At 63.3% G+C, this 18582-nt stretch carries 17 protein-coding genes, 1 other RNA gene and 1 pseudogene; 6 read left to right on the top strand and 13 right to left on the bottom strand.

Annotated elements, in window-relative coordinates; all coding sequences use genetic code 11:
• Window positions 1-69 precede the first annotated feature (69 nt).
• From J5J83_RS11890 to J5J83_RS11860, 7 genes are read right to left on the bottom strand one after another with little or no spacing between them, the layout of a single operon-like run.
• Complete coding sequence (locus J5J83_RS11890; protein WP_212349360.1) at window positions 70-1104, bottom strand: polysaccharide pyruvyl transferase family protein; 1035 nt, start codon at window positions 1102-1104, stop codon at window positions 70-72.
• 4 nt (window positions 1105-1108) lie between these two features.
• A complete protein-coding gene (locus J5J83_RS11885; protein WP_212349358.1) occupies window positions 1109-1720 on the bottom strand; it encodes a glycosyltransferase family 29 protein in 612 nt (203 codons plus the stop codon).
• A complete protein-coding gene (locus J5J83_RS11880) occupies window positions 1717-3030 on the bottom strand; it encodes an O-antigen ligase family protein (RefSeq protein ID WP_212349356.1) in 1314 nt (437 codons plus the stop codon). Before J5J83_RS11880 ends, J5J83_RS11885 begins: the two co-directional genes overlap by 4 nt.
• Window positions 3031-3036: 6 nt before the next feature.
• Window positions 3037-4065, bottom strand: coding sequence for a polysialyltransferase family glycosyltransferase (locus J5J83_RS11875; protein ID WP_212349354.1), 1029 nt, complete (start codon window positions 4063-4065; stop codon window positions 3037-3039).
• 5 nt (window positions 4066-4070) lie between these two features.
• Window positions 4071-5843, bottom strand: a complete 1773-nt coding sequence (msbA, locus tag J5J83_RS11870; RefSeq protein ID WP_212349352.1) for a lipid A export permease/ATP-binding protein MsbA — start codon at window positions 5841-5843, stop codon at window positions 4071-4073.
• Entirely contained in the window at window positions 5840-6511 is a 672-nt protein-coding gene (locus J5J83_RS11865; protein ID WP_249115699.1) for a tyrosine-protein phosphatase, read from the bottom strand. Before J5J83_RS11865 ends, msbA begins: the two co-directional genes overlap by 4 nt.
• Window positions 6511-7992, bottom strand: coding sequence for a glycosyltransferase family 39 protein (locus J5J83_RS11860; protein ID WP_212349348.1), 1482 nt, complete (start codon window positions 7990-7992; stop codon window positions 6511-6513). Before J5J83_RS11860 ends, J5J83_RS11865 begins: the two co-directional genes overlap by 1 nt.
• Before the next feature lie 221 nt (window positions 7993-8213).
• Here J5J83_RS11860 and J5J83_RS11855 point away from each other — a divergent pair, with 221 nt between their 5' ends.
• Window positions 8214-9011, top strand: a complete 798-nt coding sequence (locus J5J83_RS11855) for a symmetrical bis(5'-nucleosyl)-tetraphosphatase (protein WP_212349346.1) — start codon at window positions 8214-8216, stop codon at window positions 9009-9011.
• 24 nt (window positions 9012-9035) lie between these two features.
• Here the strand turns inward: J5J83_RS11855 and J5J83_RS11850 are convergent, their stop codons facing one another.
• Both J5J83_RS11850 and J5J83_RS11845 read right to left on the bottom strand, forming a co-directional pair.
• Complete coding sequence (locus tag J5J83_RS11850) at window positions 9036-9797, bottom strand: lysophospholipid acyltransferase family protein (protein WP_349251887.1); 762 nt, start codon at window positions 9795-9797, stop codon at window positions 9036-9038.
• A gap of 89 nt (window positions 9798-9886) precedes the next feature.
• Window positions 9887-10645, bottom strand: coding sequence for a GNAT family N-acyltransferase (locus J5J83_RS11845; RefSeq protein ID WP_212349343.1), 759 nt, complete (start codon window positions 10643-10645; stop codon window positions 9887-9889).
• 253 nt (window positions 10646-10898) lie between these two features.
• On the opposite strand from J5J83_RS11845, the gene ilvD reads away from it, so the two are divergent.
• The 4 genes from ilvD (at window position 10899) to ssrS (ending at window position 13551) form a co-directional block, all read left to right on the top strand.
• A complete protein-coding gene (gene ilvD / locus J5J83_RS11840; protein WP_212349341.1) occupies window positions 10899-12749 on the top strand; it encodes a dihydroxy-acid dehydratase in 1851 nt (616 codons plus the stop codon).
• A 93-nt stretch (window positions 12750-12842) separates the two neighbouring features.
• Window positions 12843-13037: a hypothetical protein gene (locus tag J5J83_RS11835; protein WP_212349339.1), complete on the top strand. Its 195-nt coding sequence runs from the start codon at window positions 12843-12845 to the stop codon at window positions 13035-13037.
• Window positions 13038-13047: 10 nt separating this feature from the next.
• Complete coding sequence (locus J5J83_RS11830; protein ID WP_212349337.1) at window positions 13048-13344, top strand: cell division protein ZapA; 297 nt, start codon at window positions 13048-13050, stop codon at window positions 13342-13344.
• Between the two features lie 23 nt (window positions 13345-13367).
• A non-coding RNA gene (gene ssrS / locus J5J83_RS11825) (6S RNA) lies at window positions 13368-13551 on the top strand.
• 40 nt (window positions 13552-13591) lie between these two features.
• Here the strand turns inward: ssrS and J5J83_RS11820 are convergent.
• Together J5J83_RS11820 and J5J83_RS11815 are read right to left on the bottom strand one after the other, a co-directional pair.
• Window positions 13592-15658 (bottom strand): TRAP transporter permease, encoded by a 2067-nt coding sequence (locus J5J83_RS11820; RefSeq protein WP_212349335.1) that lies wholly within the window; start codon window positions 15656-15658, stop codon window positions 13592-13594.
• An 83-nt stretch (window positions 15659-15741) separates the two neighbouring features.
• A complete protein-coding gene (locus tag J5J83_RS11815) occupies window positions 15742-16698 on the bottom strand; it encodes a TAXI family TRAP transporter solute-binding subunit (protein ID WP_249115698.1) in 957 nt (318 codons plus the stop codon).
• A 276-nt stretch (window positions 16699-16974) separates the two neighbouring features.
• Between J5J83_RS11815 and J5J83_RS11810 the strand changes: the two are divergent.
• Window positions 16975-17397: pseudogene (locus J5J83_RS11810) on the top strand (potassium transporter TrkG); the annotation flags it as partial.
• Window positions 17398-17672: 275 nt separating this feature from the next.
• Here the strand turns inward: J5J83_RS11810 and J5J83_RS11805 are convergent.
• Both J5J83_RS11805 and J5J83_RS11800 read right to left on the bottom strand, forming a co-directional pair.
• Window positions 17673-17999, bottom strand: a complete 327-nt coding sequence (locus tag J5J83_RS11805; protein WP_212349322.1) for a hypothetical protein — start codon at window positions 17997-17999, stop codon at window positions 17673-17675.
• On the bottom strand, window positions 17996-18582 hold a 587-nt coding region (locus J5J83_RS11800; RefSeq protein WP_212349320.1), incomplete at its 5' end, for an RHS repeat-associated core domain-containing protein. The genes J5J83_RS11805 and J5J83_RS11800, both read right to left, overlap by 4 nt.

The following is an 18582-nucleotide window of genomic DNA, read 5'->3' as shown; positions in this document are numbered from 1 at the left end:
AGAGGGGGCGGATTTTGCCGCAGCCCGCACTATACCTGCGGCCCATTGAATGAAGAAGCCGCGCGTGCCTCAGGCCTTCGCTGCGGCACCGGATACGGCCTTGCGCTGCGCATCGATACGGGCGCGGATGGTGTCGAACATGGCCTCGGCACGCTCGCGTGCGGATTCGAGGAAGGCCGTGAGTGCCGCTTCTTCGGTCGCACGGAAGGCATACGCCGTGGGGTCGTTGACGGCTTCGATCGTGCTCAGGCTCACGAGGCGGGTGTCGTTGCCGAATACGTCCTCGAGCAGGCCGGAGATCTTCGGCGTGTTCGACGCCAGGGCGAGAAATGGCGTGTGCGTTGCCAGCGCGAGGGTCACGGCATGGAAACGCCCTGTGCACAGCAGTTCGTGGCTGGCGAGATAGGCAAGGAAACGCTTGCGATCGCGCGTGTTGCGGCCCGACAGCAGCGCGTGGACCCATTTGGCGTGACGGCGCAGGTACTCGACTGGTGCATGTTCGGTACGCAGCGGGCGCGCGGCATGGGTCAGTTTGGTGAAATGCCAGCCTTTTTCGCGGCTCAGGCGCTTGAGGCGGGCGGCGACGTCGGCCTTCACCGAGTCGGTGCCAAGAATGCCCTTGCGGGGTGCCGTGGCCTCCGGGGGCGCCGTCAGCAGGGTGAGGTCGGGCACGATCTCGGCGTGGATGGCGCTGCCTTGCAGCGCCTCGAGCGAGCGACTCTCACGCAGGAAGAGGGCGTCGAAGTGGCGCAGGTTGTCGATGATGACCGGTTCCAGTTCGAACAGCGAACTGTTGACGAGGAAGGAAGGAATGTCGGCCGTGCGGCGCGCGAAGGCGGCGATCTCGGTGAGATAGTGGGCACGATCGCGGCGCGCGCTGTTGTGGATCGAGCCTTCGCCATTGACGATGACGGCGTCCACCGTGTGCAGTGCGGCGGCCACCTCCCCGCGGCCGCGCCAGTCACGCCCCATCGGCCAGAAGAATACCGGTTCGAGGCCACGACGGCGAAGATTCGAGATCAGCGTCTCCATGACGAACTCGCAGCCGTAATGGGAGGTACGACGGGTGTCGTTGAACAGCGCAACGCGGTAGGCTGGTTTCATGGGCTCAGTTGGCGGCAGCCAGGTTGTGCATCTGGCCGCTGGCGATCATGTCGCTCACGACGCGCTGTTCTTCCGCGCCGTCATGCGGCTTCGACGCCTTGCGCGGATGCTTGATGAGTCCGAAAAATTTGCGGTTGTAGAAGGTGCCGCTGGCAAAGAAGTCGAAGCCGGCGAATGCCAGGTCTGCACAGCGGCAGTGGTTGGCGAAGAAGTTCAGCGCGATCAGCCCGGTCGACGGGCGCGCCGGTTCGATGCGGGCGTGAAGCGTCTCCCAGATGTCCACCGGATGCAGCACCAGGCGTTCGCCCAGCGCGCTGAGGTCGGGCATCTTTTCGCGTTTGGGTGTGGCCCATACTACCCAGGACGGTTTGAACCAGTTGTCGATCATGTCGGCGGTAAGCTTCTCCGACGAGGTGAAGACGATGTCGGTCCGCGTGCCCTGATGTTCCGGTGCGCGAATCGAGCCCAGGTTCATGCGCACGACCACATCGAAACTGTCGATGCGCGCGCCAAGATACTGCGAAAACTGGCTCTCGCTGTTGCCGATCACCACTACCCGCTTGTGCTCCAGGTAGCGGATGAGGGCTTCGATGCGTGCCTGCTCCTGTGAATTCATGCCGATGCTCCATGAACGCCGGGTAAGGAATCGCTGGCAAGCTGGCGCAGGCGATATGCCAGTGCGCCCGCGGGGACGGCCAGGGTCATGACGAGGATGTTGGTGCCGGCAATGGCGGGGAAGATGACGTTCGACAGCGAGAACAGCAGTGCCGCAGCAATGCCGAGCAGTCCCGTCAGCGCAAAGTAGCGCACATCCGGATCCGTCATGGTCGCGAGTGGCCGGCAGAAGAACCGTATCAGGCCGATGCTAAAGAATGACAACGCCGCCAGGCCGAGCAGGCCGCCGCGGGCAAGGGTGTCGATGATCCCCGAGTGCAGGTGAGTGAAGGTGGTGACGGCCGGGTTGACCTTGCCGGTCTTCGCGCCTGCGGCGAGGTAGTCGCCCAGATTGGCGATGCCGATTCCATACAGCGGGCTGGACAGGAAGGCGTCCGTGCCGATGTGGTAGAGATGGATGCGGGTTCCAATCGACGACAATTCCATCTCCGCGGCTTCTCTTGAGGGGGCACCGATAACCTCTAGCGAACTGCCGAGTTCGGCAGCCGTGCGGTCATTGATCAGGGGCAGCACCGCAAGGCCGATCAGCAGCAGCGACACGATGCCGGTCGCGACCGCACCGCGCCGTCCGGGCCGGACATTGCGCACCCCCAGGCTGACCACCCACAGCAGCACCGGTGCCACCACCCAGCCGCCCCGTGTCTCCGATGCAAAGGAGGCGTAGATGCTGGCTGCGAGTGCAATCAGTGTGCACGCGTTCAGCGCCCGTGTGCGCCTGCTCGCCATTGTCGTGACCCAGGCCGCAAGCGCGAACAGACCGAGCAGAAGCGAGTCATTGCCGAAGGGGATCGCGTTCATGAAGCCGGTCGCGCGTACCATGCCCTGCACGTGTACCTGGTAGGCGGCCAGCAGCGCAGCGGCGATGCAGCCGCAGATCACTCCCCACCGCAGCGCGCGTGCGCTGACGCCGATGCGGCTGAGGGCAAAGTAGACGAAGAAGCCGATCAACAGTCGCCCGGGCTTGTCCAGCATGTTCGAATTCCAGCCCGTGATCAGCATGTTGAGGGTGTCGTGCACCGGCATGATGAAGAAGATGGCGGCCATGTGCAGGTCCAGCGGCCGCATGTCGCGCCTTGATACGAGCAGGATGAGGCCGACAATCGCCAGTGCCGCGCCCATCGTGCCCGGGCTGGCCGGGCCACGCAGACACACCAGACCGGCAAACGCCAGCCACACCGCCGCATCGCAGGCGGTGCGCAGGTAGCGCGGCAGGCGGGTCGTTTCCGGTGTGGCGGGGGCGGAGGTCATCATGCGCTTTCAGGGGTGAATGCGGACGTCGAGCGCGCGGAAGGTGCGCGCCATGTCGTCCTTTTCGGCTTGCGACTTGAAGCGGATGCGGGACCAGCCGAAGGCTTCGACCGGCGTTGCTTCGGGATAGATTTGCCGCGCGAACAACAGCGCCGACGAGCGTACGCCAACCACCGCGTCGTAGTGATGGCCAGCCATGAACGTTTCCAGGGTTTCGGCCGGGGCGATCACGCGGTAGTCCGGATGCGAGAGCTCGTATTTCGAATCCTTGGGGTGGCCCTTGTAGTCGACCTGATCGAATCCGCTTGCGTCGAGCCAGTGGTGGATCTCCGCGGTGACGGCAGCGAGATCCGCGGCCGACATCAGGCCGAAGCCCGTCAGCGGCTGGCCGATGACCAGTGCCCGCCGCTGGCTGGAATCCGCGCCGTCGGCAGCGACATCCACCAGCGGCGGCAGTACCTCGACCTTGGCCGCAGGGTATTCGTGGGGAAGCCCGGGCAGCACGTAGATGCGGTCGCAAAAGGGCGCGTCCGAGCCGATGCGGTCGCCGTCGAAACACCAGTAGTCGAGTTCAGGGGCAAGCAGCCGGCGCAGTTTTCGCAGACATTGGGCCAGGCGTCTGGCAGGACTCAGGGGATAACGGCGGGTGCTGATGATGCCGTCGGGCAGGATGCGCGCGCGCATTGTGCGTGCGCCGCAGGCAGCGGGCAGGGCGCGCAGGAAGTAATTGATGGCCTCGGTGTCGAACACCGCGCTGTGGATATGCAGCGTGTCGCAGCGGCCGATCAGGCGGGCGACCAGGCCGATGTTCTCGCGCAGGCGGCGGTGGCGTCCGAGCAGGCCGGGCAGTGGTTCCCACCTTGGCCAGGGCATGAAACTGGCGGCATCCCAGGCGCTGCTGTCGATGATCGAGGCCACGCCGTGCTTGTACCACACCAGCACCTGCCGGCTGCCCGCTTCGGCGCCGGCGGCAATGCGTCGTGCGGCCAGGTACTGCAGCGGTGAGGCGACAAAGTAGAGGGCAACGGTGCGTGGCATGGTCCTTATCCGTTGTGCTCGGGGACCGCCGGCGCGTCCTCGGCCGGCACGATGTCCGTGCCGCTGGCGAGCAACCGGGCATAGGCGCCGTCTGCCGCGCTAAGCGTCTCGTGGTTGCCGCTCTCGACGATCCGGCCGTGCTCCATGACGACGATGCGGTCGGCATCGCGAATGGTGGACAGGCGATGGGCAATGACCAGCACGGTGCGATTCTTGCGCAATGTGTCGAGCGCATTCTTCACCGCGCGCTCCGACGCATTGTCGAGCGCCGAGGTCGCCTCGTCGAGCAGCAGAATCGGGGCATCGCGCAGGAAGGCGCGGGCGATGGCGATACGCTGGCGCTGTCCGCCCGAAAGCTGGCTGCCGTTGGGGCCGATACGGGTGTTCAGACCCTCGGGCAGGGCGTGGATGAAGTCCCACGCATGGGCGGCGCGGGCCGCGGCCTCGATCGCCGAAACGGGCGTGTCGGGGCGGCCGTAGGCGATGTTGGCGGCGACGCTGTCGTCGAACAGAACGACCTGCTGGCCCACCCAGCCCAGTTGTGCGCGCAGCCATCCCAGCGGCAGCTGGTCGAGTGCTTCGCCGTCGAGCAGGATGCGGCCCTGCTGCGGCACGAAGAAGCGTGCGATCAGGTTGATCAGTGTGCTCTTGCCGCTGCCCGAGGCGCCCACCAGCGCAATGGTCTCACCGTGGCGGATGTCGAGATCGAAGCCGTTCAAGGCTTGTCCGCTCTGGCCCGGATAGCTGAAGCCGACGCTCTCGAAGCGCACGTCGCCGTGGGCACGCGGGCGTGCGGCGCTTGCGGTGTCGGCCTCGACCGCGGTGTCGAGAATGCCGAAAATGCTCTGCGCGCCGGCCAGCCCGCGCTGGATCACCGCATTGATGTTGGTCAGGCGGCGAATGGGTTCGAACAGCATCGACATTGCGGTGACGAAGGAGACGAATTCGCCCGGTGTGAGCCGGTTTTCGGCCGACAGTGCGGAGGCGGTCCAGATGACCGCAGAGACGGCCGCCGCGGCGAGGACCTGGACCATCGGTGCATTGGCCGACGACACCCGCACCGTGCGCATGGTCTGCTTGCGCAGGCGCTCGGCGAGTCCGCCGAAGCGCTCGCCTTCATAGTCGTGGGTGCCGAACAGCTTGATCTCGCGAATGCCCGACAGCGAGGCTTCCACCGCACCAGTGACGCGGCCGGTGGTTTCCTGCATGTCGCGGTTCGAGCCGCGCAGCTTGCGGCTCGCGACCCGGATCAGCCAGGCCACGACCGGGGCGATGGCCAGGATCAGCAGAGTCAGCTCCCATGCGGTATAGACCAGGTAGCCAGTGAGGCCGAGGATGACAAAGCTGTCGCGGATGACGATGATCCAGGCATTCGACAGCGCCGCGCCGACCTGCGGGATGTCGTACAGGATGCGCGACATCATGCGTCCGCCCGACTCCGCCTGATGTACCGCCAGGGGCAGGTGCAGCTGGTGCTGGAACACCGCCTGGCGCAGATCGGTGATGGCCTTGTTGGCAATCCACTGGCTGGACACATTCGCAACGTATTCGGCCACGCCCTTGGCGAGGAAGGCCAGCATCAGGAACAGCGGTACCTGCCACTGCGCGGTTTCGCTCTTGCCGATGAGGCTTTCGTCGATCAGCGGCTTGAGCAGTGCGGGCAGCACCGGTTCCAGCGACGCGGCGGCAATCATTGCCAGCACCGAGAGCGCCACGATCTTGCGATAGGGGCGCAGCGTGCCGAGCAGCCGGCGGTAGAGCGAGAGCGAGTCTTTCATTCGCGGTGCAGGACTTTATCGACGATCAGGCTGGCGAAGCCACCGTCGCGAAAACGCTGCTTCAGTGCCTTTTCGTCGTACTCGTGGTCGACCCAGTCCATGAAGTCGATCGGACTGCTGGCGTTGCGGGCCAGGTAGGTGGCAAAGAAGAAGTCGAGTACCCCGGTCTTCGCGCGTTTGGAATGACCATACTTCCAAGACAGTTCGCTGACGGCCTCGCTCACGGGATGGCCCAGATGGAGGATGCGATACAGCGCAGCGCCCAGCCCGGCACGATCGGCACCGGATTTGCAATGGATCAGGGCCGGGTACTCGAGGCTGGCGAAGATTTCGCGAATGCGGTGGATTTCCTCCACTGACGGTGGCGTGCGCGAATACAGCTTGACGCTGATCAGCTTGATGCCGAGTTGGGTGCAGGTTTCGTCTTCGAAGAAGTAGGAGCCGTAGTCGTGTACGCCGCGCAGGTTGATGATGCTGCGGATGCCGAAACGCGCATGGTACTTGCGGATCTGCCGCGGACTGGGCTGGCTGCTGCGGTACATGCCGCCGCCAAGAGCGTAGAAATTGTTGTAGATCGCCCTGACGCAACCGTGGTCGACCAGGTGCATGTCGAGCCAGGCGCGAAAGCGTCTGGATGGCGTCGAGAGTGCTTCCTGCGTATCCAGCATTAATAACCCTTGAAGCCCTTGAGAAGCCATATTGACACCTTGCGGTGGAAGTCCTTGTGGACCGCGACATCGATCGTGGCGATCCTTTCAGCGTCGTCGAAACGGCTCACGACGTCATCGACCTCCCGTCTCGTCGACACGAACAGGACGGGGTCACCGGACTCTGGGCCGAAAGCCGCGGTCAGGCCGTAGTGGTCGACGACATGGGGGTCCGCCTGCCAGCGCGCATGGTGGGGTGGGCGCAGGGCGTAGATCAGTTGCGCAAGCAGTTCGCGGTCATCCCCGAGCAGCAGCGCTTGCGGGTGGGCGAGCATGTAGGGGCGCACTGCCGCGCTCAGCTCGCTCCAGCCTCGCGCCCGCTTGTAGGGGTCGGTGCGAGCACTCAGGGGTGTGCCTGTCAGCTGCGCGATGTCCGGCCAGTGATAGACAGCGAGGCCGATGCTGACGTTGAACGTGACCGCCGCCGTCATCAATTTCCAGTGCGCCTGGCGGGCAAGGTAGGCGATGCTGAGGATGCTGGCCGCGACGAAGACCGGTGCGGACCAGTTGCCGTTGGCGCGCCCGGTCAATGCCTGCAGACCGACGATGAAGAGCAGGGGCAGGGCGAAACCGAGCAGGAAACGGAAGCGGGGCTCCGTCCATGTTGGGCGCAGGCGTAGCATGGCCCACAGCAGAATAGGCAGCAGCAGTGGGCCGAAAGACAGCCATTGCGCACCGATGAATTCACCGAACTCCTCGACATCCACGCTGCGCGCGCCGACGCCGACGCGGGTGATTTCGGCGGTGTGACGGATCGTGGGAAAGTCGTGCTGCCAATTCCACCACAGGTTGGGGGCAAGAATTGCGCCGGCTACCAACAATCCCACCCACGGCCCGGGGCGCAGGAGTTGTCGCCGCCCGTCGGGGTCTGCCAGCAGGATCAGGAAGGCCGAGCCGATGAACGCGAGCATGGTGTATTTGGACATGAGCCCCAGTCCGCACACCACGCCGATGCCGATCCATTGCGAAAGACGGCCCGCTGGGAGTGCTCGCCACAGCAGCAGCATGCCCAGCGCCCAGCAGAACAGCAGCGGCGCGTCGGTGCTGGCGAACAGCCCGAGTGTGGAGGTGATCGGCAGTGTCAGGAAGGCCAGTCCAGACCAGAAACCCACGCGCGCATTGAACAGCTCACAGCCCAGCTGGCGGATGACCAGGGCGGTCGCCGGATACAGCAGCAGTGATGGCGCCTTGAGCGCGAGCAGACTGTCTCCGAACAGCGTGGTCGAGGCGGCAATGAGCGCTGCGATCATCGGCGGCTTTGAGTAGTAGCCCCAGTCAAGCGCCTGCGCCCAGCCCCAGTAATAGGCCTCATCGACATAGGGGTCGAGGTGCAGATGAACGACAAGTCCGATCCGGTACAGGCTGACTGCCAGCGTGATCGCCAGAAAAAGCGCGAGGGAACAGGAGTGCGGACGAGGCGCAGCGGACCGGTCGGGGTTCATAGGGCGAGGATTCTACTAGATTGCCCGGTGAGTGCGTCCGGGCGCAGATGCGCATCCGGGGCGAGCCGTCCTCAATAGGCGGATGAAGGGGAGTAAGCTTGCGGCTGGCGCTGTTGTGGCGCGATCGGCAACGGTATTGTCAAATCTGGAATGCTTGTTGCGTTCATGTCACATTAGTCGGCTAAACTCTCCGGCCATTCTTTTTTCCCACCGTCCGGGCGATGGCAACCTACGCAATAGGCGATATTCAGGGCTGTTACGAAGCGCTTCAGCGTCTGCTCGAGCGGATCGGTTTCGATCCCGCCGCCGATCGCCTGTGGATTGTCGGCGACCTGGTGAATCGCGGTCCGCAGTCGGTGCAGGTGTTACGCTTCATGCGCGATCTGGGGGATGCCGCGCTGGTCGTGCTCGGCAATCACGATCTCTACCTGCTGATGGTCGCGGCGGGAGACAAGCGCCGCGACGGCGCGGATACGCTGTTTCAGGTGCTGGAGGCGCCCGACCGCGAGGAACTCCTGCATTGGCTGGCGCAGTGTCCGCTGATGCATGTCGAGGGGGACTACGCAGTCGTGCATGCCGGCGTGCTGCCTGCGTGGACCATCACCAAGGCGCAGGCGCTTGCCGCCGAAGTCAGCGCAGCCCTCACGGGCCCCGATGCAAGCCAGTTTCTGCTCCACCTTGCCGGCGACCGGCCCGATCGCTGGGACGACGCGTTGCAGGGCTGGCCACGCTTGCGCGTCATCGTCAACGCCATGACGCGCATGCGTTTCTGTACGCCGGACGGGCGCATGGCCTTGCGCGGCAAGGGGCCGCCACGCAAGGCGCCGGCCGGCACCGTGCCGTGGTTTGATGCGCCAGATCGCTTCAACCGCGCGCACACGATCGTGTGTGGCCATTGGTCGGCGCTTGGCTTCTATCGCAGGGAGGGCCTGATTGCGCTCGATTCGGGTTGCGTCTGGGGGGGCAAGCTGACTGCGGTGCGGCTGGACGACGGCACGGTGTTCCAGGTGCCGGCCTGACAGGTCTTGCTGCGTACGGGGGGCTCAGGCCGGTTCTGTTTGCGTCGCCTCGACGTTAGCCTGTGCCGCGTCTCGCTCCGGCGCGGGCCGCTGTTCGGCCCCGATGCGCCCGGCAATCCAGTTGCGGGTGGCGAGCGCAAGCTCGCGGCGACGGCTGTCGCTCGTGGTGGGGATTGGTGTGTCCACTGCGATACAGGCCACCAGGCGGCGATGCGACAGGATGTTGCGCAGGCACTCGCCCAAGCTCAGCTCTCCGTCGTAGGCCGGCGCGCAACTCGGATTGCCGTCGGCGTCGCGATACCGCAGCGCCAAGGTCTGCAGTGGGCGGCTGGCCTCGATTGCCGGTTGCAGCAGGGCAGCGTGGAAATGCAGCACCTGGCTGCCGTCCGTGGTGGTGCCCTCCGGGAAGACGGCAACATTTCGTCCGGCGTCGAGCAGGCCGGCAATCTCTGCATTGACGATCTTCGCATGGCCTCTGCTGCCACGACGCAGGAAGACGGTTTCGCTCCGTGCCGCAAGCCAGCCGATCACCGGCCATGACCTGACCTCGTGCTTGGAGATGAAGGCCGTCGGTGCGAGCGCGTTGATGACGAAGATGTCGACCCAGGAAACGTGGTTGGCGACCAGCATGCAGCCCGGGGTGACGGTGGCGCCGCCGTGCTCCAGCGTGATGCCGAGGATATCCAGCAAGCCTTGCGACCACCGTTGGCGCAGGCGCAGGCGCGCGGATTCGGAGATCAACGGGTAGATCAGCGCGATCGTGATCACGCCGCGGGCAAGGTGCACGCCGAGACGCAGGCGCCGCCAAGCACGCAGCAGCGCGGGGCTGGCGGCGTGACGCGGCGGCGTGCGCGGTGCGCTGGCGATTTCGGTGTTCAGTCTTTGCGCCCCAGAAAATGTTTGGCGTACTTGTCGGAGACCTTGTCCATCGGAATCAGCAGGGGCAGGTCGGCGGTGTTGAAATCCGGGTCCCATGCCGGGTCGCCACAGACCCAGGCGCCTGCACGCAGATAACCCTTGATCAGCGGCGGCGTTTCGGCCGGCAGGTCGCCACGGAGCATCTCGAGCGGCAGCGGCAGGCGCGGGAACACGCGGTACTCCAACGGTGCCAGATGCGTTTCGCGCAAGCGATTATACAGGCTGGCGGCGGCGTGCCCGCCGTCGGCCATGCTGACCGAGGCGCAACCGATCAGATAGCCATAGTTGTTTTCCTTCATGTAGCGGGCAAGACCGGACCACAGCAGGGTGATGACCGCGCCGCTGCGATACTCCGGGTCGATGCAGGAGCGTCCGATCTCGACGATGCGATTGCGCAGGTGCTGCAGCCGGGTGAGGTCGAACTCGTTCTCCGAGTAGTAGCCGCCGACCTTGCGTGCCGCCGACGGAGACAGAATGCGGTAGGTGCCGACGATGCGGCCGGCGTCCTCGTCGCGGACGATCAGGTGCTCGCAGAACGGGTCGTAGATGTCGCGATCGACGCCCGGCGTGCGGGTGTTGAGGCGCGCGCCCATTTCCTCCGCGAACACGCGGTAGCGCAGCTTCTGGGCTTCGAGAATCTCGGTGTCGCAGGTTGCGAGGCCGACGTGGAGGTTGCGGCCGGGCCGTTGCGATGTTTGCTGGCGGGTCTGGAGCATGGCGTGCATCCCTTTCCGGTTTGAGTGCGGCCATTGTCGAAAGCGTGCGTTGCGGGACGGTGACGCGCCCGTTACGGTGCGATTACGATCACGTGCGCGGGGGGCTGAACGGGGCGCTTGGCCGCGGTGGATGCGGCCTCCAAGCGCAGGCAAGGTCAGGGGGTGCCCCCTGTTCACACGAACAGATGTTCCGCGGCGTCGGCAGGGGGGTTAGAATCTTCGGTCTTCCTGCTGATTTTCCCGGAGCACCGTCATGCCCCAGTATCGTTCCCGCACTTCCACCGCCGGCCGCAACATGGCGGGCGCCCGCGCGCTCTGGCGGGCGACCGGCATGAAGGATGGCGACTTCGAAAAGCCGATCATCGCCATTGCCAACAGCTTTACCCAGTTCGTGCCTGGCCATGTACACCTGAAGGATCTGGGGCAGCTGGTTGCGCGCGAGATCGAAAAGGCGGGCGGTGTGGCCAAGGAGTTCAACACCATTGCCGTCGATGACGGCATCGCCATGGGGCATGGCGGCATGTTGTATTCGCTGCCCTCGCGCGATCTCATCGCCGACAGCGTCGAGTACATGTGCAACGCTCACACCGCCGATGCGCTGGTGTGCATTTCCAACTGCGACAAGATCACGCCGGGCATGCTGATGGCCGCGCTGCGCCTGAACATTCCGGCCATCTTCGTGTCCGGTGGTCCGATGGAGGCGGGCAAGGTGAAGTGGGAGGCCAAGGTCATCTCGCTCGACCTCGTGGATGCGATGGTCAAGGCTGCCGACAAGAGTTGTTCCGACGAGGAGGTCGATGCCGTCGAGCGCTCGGCTTGCCCGACCTGCGGTTCGTGTTCCGGCATGTTCACCGCCAACTCGATGAACTGCCTGACCGAAGCGCTCGGCTTGTCGCTGCCGGGCAACGGCACCACGCTGGCCACTCACGCCGACCGTGAAAAGCTGTTCAAGGACGCCGGTCATCGCATCGTGGAACTGGCACGGCGCTATTACGAGCATGACGATGTCTCGGCACTGCCGCGCTCGATCGCGAGCTTCAAGGCCTTCGAGAACGCGATCACGCTCGACGTCGCCATGGGCGGCTCGACCAACACCGTGCTGCACCTGCTTGCTGCGGCGAAGGAAGCCGGCGTCGATTTCACCATGAAGGACATCGACCGCATCTCGCGTCGCGTGCCCTGCCTGTGCAAGGTGGCGCCGGCGGTGCCGGACGTGCATATCGAGGATGTGCATCGGGCCGGTGGCATCATGAGCATTCTTGGCGAGCTCGACCGCGCGGGCCTGTTGCATCGCGATGTGCCGACCGTGCACAGCAAGACCCTGGGCGATGCGCTGGCGCGCTGGGACATCATGCAGGCGCACGACAAGTCGGTGTTCGACTTCTTCCTCGCTGCGCCAGGTGGCGTGCCGACGCAGGTGGCCTTCAGTCAGGACCGGCGCTGGAACGAACTCGACATGGATCGCGTCAAGGGCGTGATCCGCAACAAGGCCAATGCCTTCAGCACGGATGGCGGCCTGGCGGTGCTGTACGGAAATATCGCCGAGAAGGGCTGTATCGTGAAGACCGCGGGTGTTGACGAATCGATCTGGAAGTTCTCGGGTCGTGCCCGCGTGTTCGAGAGTCAGGAATCGTCGGTCGACGCCATTCTTGGTGAAGTGGTGCAGGCCGGGGACGTGGTCGTCATCCGTTATGAAGGTCCGAAGGGCGGGCCGGGTATGCAGGAGATGCTGTATCCGACCTCCTACCTGAAGAGTCGTGGTCTGGGCAAGGAATGCGCCTTGCTCACCGATGGCCGTTTTTCCGGGGGGACGTCGGGGCTGTCGATCGGCCATGCATCGCCGGAGGCCGCGTGCGGTGGCGCTATCGCCCTGGTCGAGGACGGAGACATGATCGAGATCGATATTCCCAATCGTCGCATCCACCTGGCCATCAGCGATGAGGAAATGGCGCGCCGTCGTGCCGCCATGGAAGCCAAAGGGGCGGCGGCGTGGAAGCCGGCGGACCGTGAACGCCATGTGTCGGCTGCGTTGCAGGCCTATGCGGCACTGACCACCTCGGCCGATACCGGTGCAGTACGTGACGTGACTCAGGTTCAACGCTGAGCAAGCAACTGTCCGGGCCCCTGGCGGGGCCCGCTGGACCGGGCTCGCCCGGCTTATTGACCGCCTCATTCTCCCCCCGCTACCATCCACCACATGGACGCAGAACTCACCCGGCTCGAATCCCAGATCGAGCAACTGATCAGTCAGCACGGCGAACTCAAGGCGGGCAACCGCGAGTTGCGCACGCGCGTGGCCAGGCTCGAGGCCGAGAATCATCAACTGGCTGCCAAGGTGAAATTGGCGACCGAAAAGCTGGAAGCCCTGCTGGCCAAGTTGCCAGAAGCCTGAGGACGAACGCATGGAATCCCTGGACATCGCTTTGCTGGGCAAGGAGTACCGAGTGTCGTGCACAGCCGAGACCAAGGCCGGACTGCTCGAAGCCGTCACCTATGTCGATGGCAAATTGAACGAATTGATCGGCAAGACCAATGCATCGGGCGAGAAACTGGCGGTCATGACTGCACTCAACATCGCCCATGAATTTCTCCAGCATCAACGCGGAAACGGGTTTGACATGCCGGCCGCGAAGCGTAGAATCGGACTCATGCAAGCACGCCTTGACGGGGTACTGGCCCAGCAGGACAAGCTCTTTTGAGCTTTAAAAAAGCGTGCAAAATCAATCCCCTGCCGTGTTCGTTGAAGTCGTAGATTCCTTGAACCAATAGTCGAGAGACTCGGTTGCTGACCATTGATGCCGCTGGTGTGCACGCCCCTCGCCGGGTGAGCCTGATGCGGAAGGAAAGTGACCTCCCTGAACCCTAGGTTCAGGATGCCCGGCGGAAACGGCACAGGCGGGGGGCCAAACAAAAAACGCAGCGTAAGCTGCGTTTTTTGTTTTCAGCTTATGACTTTGGCGAGTCGGCGCCGGCCTTGTTTCCACGTACGCGCAGGCGCCGCCTGACCTGCAGGCCTAGCAGCAGCGTGGCTGCGCCGATGCCGATCTCGTCGGTGATGGGCAGGGCGGCAACCAGGCAGACGGCGGCGAGGAGCGCGCCCACGCGCTCGGGCCAGCTCACTGCCTGCCACAGGTAGCCCACCGAGGCAACGCCCCACAGGCCGATGGCAAGCAAGGCCTTGAACACAATCCACGCCACCGCCACAAAACCGGGGTCGCCCTGCAGCATGAGCTCGGGAGCATAGACTGCCATGTAGGGAATGATGAAGCCTGCCATGGCAATCCGTACGGCCTGTACGCCAATCTTCATGCCCGATACCCCCGCGATCGGTGCCGCGGCGAACGCGGCCAGCGCGACCGGGGGGGTCAGGTCCGCAAGAATGCCGAAGTAGAACACGAACATGTGGCTGACAATCAGGGGCACCCCGAGTTCCAGCAGGGCCGGTGCGGCAAGCGACGAGGTAATGATGTAGTTGGGAATGGTCGGAATGCCCATGCCCAACAGCAGGCAGACCAGCATGGTCAGAACCAGCGACAGCAGCATGTTGTTCTCGCCCAGCGTAATGATCATGTTGGCGAAAGAGGTTGCCGCTCCGGTCAGCGTCAGCACGCCGATGATCACCCCGACCAGGGCGCAGGCCACGCCCACCGGCAAGGCGTGACGGGCGCCGTCGGCGAGCGCATTGAGTGCCACCCGAAGGGTCTCGCGGCCGCCGCGGACGAAGGCGCAGGCGACGACGAGCACGGCGATGAGCACGAAAAATGCGTCGATGCCCCACTTCAGAAAGCCCGAGCAGGCGATGCCCAGCGCGATCCAGAACGCCACCCTCAGGGCGATACCCCTGAGCCGCAGCGCAATGGCCGCGCCGAAGATCAGCACCGCCGTCAGTGCCAGTCCGACCGTGCCGGAAAACAGCGGCGTGTACCCCGAGAACAGCAGCCACACGAGTATGGCCAGCGGCAGCAGCAAATACCAGCCGCGGCGCACGGCAGCCCATGCGTCCGGGCATTCGCTCTTGGCCAGGCCGTGCAGACCGGCGCGGCCGGCCTCCAGATGCACCATCCAGAACGCGGTGATGAAGTAGAGTACCGCGGGCACGATCGCGGCCTTGACGATCTCGACGTAGGCGACGCCGATGGTCTCGGCCATGATGAAGGCGACCGCACCCATGACCGGCGGCATGATCTGGCCGCCCATGCTGGCGGTGGCCTCCACGCCGCCGGCAAACTCGGGCCGATAGCCGAAGCGCTTCATCAGCGGGATGGTGAATTGACCGGTGGTGACGACGTTGGCCACGCCCGAGCCGTTGATCGTGCCCATCAGGCCGGATGAAATCACCGACACCTTGGCTGGCCCGCCGCGGGTATGTCCGACGGTGCCGAGGGCAAAGTCGGTGAAGAGCTGGATCATGCCGGCCTGTTCGAGAAAGGCGCCGAACAGGATGAACAGAAAGATGTAGGTGGAGCTGACGTAGGTCGGTACGCCGTATATTCCTTCGGTGCCGAAGGTGAGATGTTCGATGAGTTGCGAAAAGGCGTAGCCTCGATGGGCGAGTTCGCCCGGCAGGTATTGGCCGAAGGCGGCGTAGGCGAAGAAGCTCGCACAGATGAGAGGGAGCGCCAGCCCCATCATGCGGCGCGCACCTTCGAATACCAGTATCAGGGTGATGGTGCCGACGACCAGGTCGGTGGTGGTAGGGTCGCCGGCACGCTGGATCAGGTCTGCTTCGAAGATCCAGTGGTAGAACGCCAGCACGAAACCGGTGAGGCCGACCAGCCACGCCAGCGCGGGCACGCTGCGACGATGCGGCAGCCACACCGGAAAGGAGGCAAAGGTCATCAGCAGCAGAAAGCCGACGTGAATCGTGCGTACGACCTGTGACGACAGCGGGTGATAGGCTGCGATCACGATCTGGTAGGTCGAGAACGCCACGGCGATCAGGAACAGGGCGCGTGCCTGGTAGCCCTTTTCGCGCTCCCAGCCGAACGGCGTGAGCGAGCTGGATTCTGACATGTGCGACTCCGGATGGGATGACATCCCGCGTCACGACGTGGGCGGGATGTGCGCTCGGTGCTGGCGTCGGGTCGCCAGGCGGCTTACTTCAGCAGTCCGGCCTCGCGGTAGTAACGCGCCGCGCCCGGATGCAGTGGCAGCGGCACGGCCGTCGCGTCCTCCTTGACGATGCCCTTGGCCGCCGCGTGTGCGCTGACGAGATGGTCGAGGTTGTCGAACATGGTCTTCGTCATCGCGTACACGACGTCGTCGGAGACGCCGGCGTGGGTGACGAGGATGTTGCGAATGCGCGCGGTCGGCACGTCGGCGGTCTGACCCTGGTAGGTATTGGCCGGAATGACGCTGGCCTGATAGGCGGCGTCGCCGATTTTCGCGACGACCTCGGCCGGCACCGGGACCACGACGATCTTGACGGCGTTGGCCAGATCACGCAGAGATGCCACACCGAGTCCGGCGGATTGCAGCGTGGCGTCGAGTTGCCGGTTCTTGATCAGCTCGACCGATTCGCCGAACGGCAGGTACTCGACCTTGCCCAGGTCGTCGTAGCGCATGCCCGCACCCTTGAAGATTGCCCGCGCGTTGAGTTCCGTTCCCGAGCGCGCCGCGCCCACCGACACCCGCTTGCCCTTGAGGTCTGCAAGCGTGTTGATGCCGGAGTCGGCGGCGGCGACGATCTGGATGTAGTTGGGGTAGATCGCGGCCACGCCGCGCAGCTTGTTCAGCTTGGTCTTGAAGCCCGCCTCTTCGACGCCGTTCCATGCGTCGGAGACCGCATCGCCCAGCGCGAAGGCAATTTCGCCACGCCCGGCCTGCAACAGGTTGAGGTTCTCCGCGCTGGCCTTCGTCGATTGCACGCTGATCTTGGCGTCCGGCAGCGCCTTGCCATAGAGCTGGGAGAGCGCGACCCCGAGCGGGTAATATACGCCGCTGGTTCCGCCGGTCAGCACGTTCACGAATTGTTGGGCGTGCGCCGGTTGGGTGCCGAGCGTAGCGCCCAGCGTCATGCCGGCGACCAGGCCAAGGGTTCGGATCAGTTTCATCGAAAGTCTCCTACCGTATTGTGAGCAGTCAAATGGTTGCATCGAAGTCGCCCGCTCTGGCGTCGAGTCGAGATCAATGGCTTACTCTGCCCCGCATCCACGACGCATGGCTATTCGTGTTTGCCCGCATGTATATGCGCGGACGACGACCCGGTGGGGCGCGCTGAAGAATTGCTGCGATGCAGAATCTTTACACCATCTTTATGTCTTTCAACCTAGCATTCGCAGCCTTTCCCGGGTGTTCCGGCGGGCGAACGCGCGTGCCGGACTGATCAGATGCGCAGCTATTTTCCGGTCATCGGTGCGCTTGGCCTTGTCTTGATGCTGTTCGGACTGGTGATGGCGTTCCCGCTCGCCGTGTCTTATTTTCTCGACGATGGCGCCATCGCCTCCTACGACGAAGCCCTGCTGGTGACCTTCATCTGCGGTCTGCTGGCATGGGTCACCACCCGCCATCAGCGCCGAGACCTGCGCATCCATGACGGCTTCCTGCTGGTGGCGGCCACCTGGATCGTGGTGCCGATCTTCGGCGCCATGCCGCTGATGCTGTACATGCCGGCACTGTCTTTTACCGACGCCTATTTCGAAGCTGCCTCCGGCTTGACGACGACGGGCGCGACCGTGCTCACCGGGCTCGAGTATCTGCCGACCTCGATCAACCTGTGGCGCACCTTCATGCACTGGGTGGGCGGGATGGGCCCACGGCGTTGTGTTCGTAACGCGTCACCGGCGCCCCGGGCAGGCTGTGGGCGGTGAGCCGCCCCAGCGGCTTCAAACGACTCTGACCCTTTTGATTCCCAAAAGGCCTCGAATTCGGCTGCAAAGCGGTCGAAATTGACCTCGCCGACCTTGAAAACATCGACGTGCAACGAAGAACGAAAGCGAGGTCCGATTTCAACATGCGTTTTTCAACGGCCTGTTAAACAGAAAGCCCAGCGCTTGGCTGGGCTTTCTGTTTAAGGCTCGAATCAAGTTTAACAAATAGCCGGTTTATCGTTTCTTAAAAGCACATAGTTTCCTTCATTCACAAATCCCACTTCCCCATTAAGAGATACCTTGTAAATGAGGTAGTGCTTGACATCCACACATGAAAGCACTTGCACTTTCTGTTGAGGCTCTAAGTTTTTCCAAGCCCTCTCCTTAGGCAAAGTCATTGCGTCTTCTTGACTCGAGAACACCGGAACAATGTCTTTTGCCATCAAGTATAACGATGGTTTTTGCTGCATATAAAAAAACAGCCCCGTAATTCCACATGCCAGCATCAGGATTATCCAAAGCATATTATTTTTCATATTTTTCATCTTGCCCAAAATCCATCATCCCAAAATCCGCGCTCAGGCCCAGGGTAGAAAGTCGATCCACCATTGAGTGGAGAATCCAACAAATCATTACCAATATTCACTGGGAATAATGAATCAGAGACAGACGAACCCAACGCTTCTTTCAAACAGTCCTTATGAGGATCACCGCAATTATTCGAAAATGCACTGTAATCGCCTCCATGCTTTGCATAACACGCAACTAATTTTGCTTCTTGTTCTGGAGTCAAATTGAGAATTTGACCAACCCCTGAACGAAAAGTGTGCTGGCGATTCGCATAATCAGAAGCATTAGGATATTTCGTATCCCAACCGCCTGGCCCCCACGAATAGTTAGTTCCATTAACATTTGAAGACACATGCCCAAATGATGATGACGAATGCCCCACAGGTTGCCAAATAATAATCTCGGTATATAACCCAAGGGGATCAACAAAATTCAGAGGATTACCACCGACGTAAGCGTAGGTATTAACGCCTCCCCGGAGTCCAATCGGATCACTTTGGATATACCGACCCTGCCGTGGATCGTAGTACCGGTACCGATTGTAATAAAGCCCGGACT

The organism is Azoarcus sp. L1K30 (assembly GCF_018122735.1).
Lineage (GTDB): Bacteria > Pseudomonadota > Gammaproteobacteria > Burkholderiales > Rhodocyclaceae > Parazoarcus.
Note: the sequence above shows the minus strand (reverse complement) of the source record. Positions and strands in the feature narration are given on the sequence as shown.